Source organism: Actinoplanes sp. NPDC051633 (assembly GCF_040681735.1).
GTDB lineage: Bacteria > Actinomycetota > Actinomycetes > Mycobacteriales > Micromonosporaceae > Actinoplanes.
On the sequence record NZ_JBFAZH010001252.1, the window covers coordinates 1 to 2156 of the forward strand.

Genomic DNA, 2156 nt, shown 5'->3' on the forward strand with positions numbered 1-2156 from the left:
GGTGATGCCCACGGATTCGGGGCGGTGTCGCAGCACCATCGACATTCTTCTGCTGAGCCGTACCTGCGACTTGCTCAGGCTCGTTCGGTCAGCCATGCCCGCACGCTAGTGCCGGCCGGCCACGCCGTCGACCGCTTTGCCGCTCAGCGGCCGCCGGCGTCGGAGCTTCGCATCGCGGCGCTGCCCCGGGCGGCCAGGGCGACGCCCGCGACCGCCATCACCGCGAAGCAGGCCAGTCGGGCGGCGAAGCCGCCGGGCAGCCAGCTCAGGATGCCGGCATCGTCGTGGTCGGCCAGCAGGCGGATGCCGCCCTGCGCGCCCACCACGAGAAGGACCATGCCGAGGATCAAAACCACTACCTTCATCTTTCCGCTCCCCTGCCGAGTTATGGTTCGATCGAACCATAACAGGTTTTGGTACGGTCGCACCACAACCGAGCCGACGAGAGAGATGCATGCCCCGACAGGTTGATCATGACGAGCGCCGGCATCAGATCGCCGAAGCCGTGTGGCGGCTCGCCGCCCGGCGCGGTCTCGAGGACGTCACCCTTCGACAGGTGGCCGCCGAGGCCGGCGTCTCGGCCCGGCTGCTGCAGTACTACTTCGGGACCCGCGAGCAGTTGCTGCTCGGTGCGCTCGAGGTGCTCAACGCCGACTCCGAACGCCGCGCCGGCGAACGCCTGGCCCACCTCGGCGACGACCCCGACCCGCGCGACGTGCTGCGCGGAATCCTGCTCGAGCTGCTGCCCTTGGACGAGGAGCGGCGGCGGACCCACATCGTGCATGCGGCGTACTTTGTCCGGTTCCTCACCGACGAGAGCCTGGGCGCGGCCCTGCGCGATGCCCCGCACGCCCTCGAGGAGCTCGTCGCGACGATGATCCGGCACGGCCAGGCGCTCGGGCGCGTCGAGCCGGCCCTGGACGCCGCGGGCGAGGCGGCGTTCCTGGTGGCTGGCGCGCACGGTCTGCAGTCGCAGGTGCTGCTCGGTCAGTACACCCCGCGGCAGGCCGTCGACCTCGTCGATCAGCAGATCGGCCGGATCTTTGCTTGATGTTAGGAAGATATCTTCCTAACATGGGGGTCATGCCACCGCGCAAACCCGGAACACTGCTGCCGATCGAGGCGGAGATCCTGACCACGGCGCTGTCGCTGCACCGGGCCGGGCAGGAGACGTTCCACGGCTTCGGCCTCGCCCAGGCCATGCGGGAGCAGCGGGCGTCACGGTCGCTGACCGCGCACGGCACGCTGTACAAGGCGCTGGGCCGGCTGGAGGAGCTCGGCCTGCTCGCGTCCAGCTGGGAGGACCCGGCGACCGAGGGGCGGCCACGCCGCCGGCTTTACGGTCTGACCGGCCGGGGGATCCACGCGGCCGATGGTGCCCGCGTGGATCAGGCCGCCGGCCGCGTCCCGCGACTCGCGCCGGGGCCGGCGTGATGCGCCGCGGAGGGCGGACCGGCTCGCCGCCCCGTCGAGGGCGCGGCGGCCTGACGCCCGTGCGGGCCGCCGGGCTGGTGAACCGCTGGGTGCGGTGCTACACCCGGCGGCTGCCCGAGGACGTCGCCCGGGGCCGGGTCGACGAGATCGAAGCCGACCTGCACGACCACGTCGCCTACGAACGCGGCCGCGGCGTCGGCGATCGGCGCATCGCCATCAGCATCCTGTCCCGCATGATTCGCGGCCTGGCCGCCGACGCGTCGTGGCGGGGCCGCATCCGACCCTGGAGTGGAGACCTCATGAAATCGCTGGCCGCCATCTTTGCCGCCGCCATGGCCATCGCCGTCGTCGGTGTCGGCGCCGTCGTCTACGGAGGCGAGGATGACGCGCCGGGCCTCGTGCTGATCGGCCTCCTGCTCATCGCCGGCGCGCTCGCCGTCGGGATGCGCATGGCGCACCGCCGCGGCCGGGCCAACTGACCCGGGGCTCGCCGGGTCAGGAGTCGAGGAAGCCGGAGAGTACGCGGGCGGTCATGGTGCCGTCGTGGTATTTGCGGGCGAACGTGGTGGAGGCGGCGCCGATTTTGACGGCGTGGTCGCGGTCGTCGAGCAGGTTTTCGATGACGCTGGGCAGGGTGTCGGGGGTGGCGTTGATGATGGGTAGTTCGGGGCCGACGGTGTCCAGGACGGTGTCGCTGAGGTAGGCGGCGACGGGGCGGCCGG

4 protein-coding genes and 1 pseudogene are annotated in these 2156 nt (G+C 71.6%); 3 read left to right on the forward strand and 2 right to left on the reverse strand.

The genetic code is table 11. From position 1 onward, the window contains the following. Positions 1-143 precede the first annotated feature (143 nt). Positions 144-365, reverse strand: coding sequence for a hypothetical protein (locus tag AB0M20_RS39685; RefSeq protein ID WP_364306246.1), 222 nt, complete (start codon positions 363-365; stop codon positions 144-146). Positions 366-454: 89 nt separating this feature from the next. On the opposite strand from AB0M20_RS39685, the gene AB0M20_RS39690 reads away from it, so the two are divergent. Genes AB0M20_RS39690 through AB0M20_RS39700 form a run of 3 tightly spaced genes read left to right on the forward strand, consistent with a single transcriptional unit; the run spans position 455 to position 1913 of the window. After that, positions 455-1051: a TetR/AcrR family transcriptional regulator gene (locus AB0M20_RS39690; RefSeq protein ID WP_364306248.1), complete on the forward strand. Its 597-nt coding sequence runs from the start codon at positions 455-457 to the stop codon at positions 1049-1051. 32 nt (positions 1052-1083) lie between these two features. Continuing rightward, a complete protein-coding gene (locus AB0M20_RS39695) occupies positions 1084-1434 on the forward strand; it encodes a helix-turn-helix transcriptional regulator (RefSeq protein WP_364306250.1) in 351 nt (116 codons plus the stop codon). A gap of 59 nt (positions 1435-1493) precedes the next feature. Further along, on the forward strand, positions 1494-1913 hold the full coding sequence (locus AB0M20_RS39700) for a hypothetical protein (RefSeq protein WP_364306252.1): 420 nt from the start codon (positions 1494-1496) through the stop codon (positions 1911-1913). Between the two features lie 16 nt (positions 1914-1929). On the opposite strand, the pseudogene AB0M20_RS39705 reads toward AB0M20_RS39700, so the two are convergent. Continuing rightward, positions 1930-2156 (reverse strand): annotated as a pseudogene (locus AB0M20_RS39705) (glycosyl transferase family 1); the annotation flags it as partial.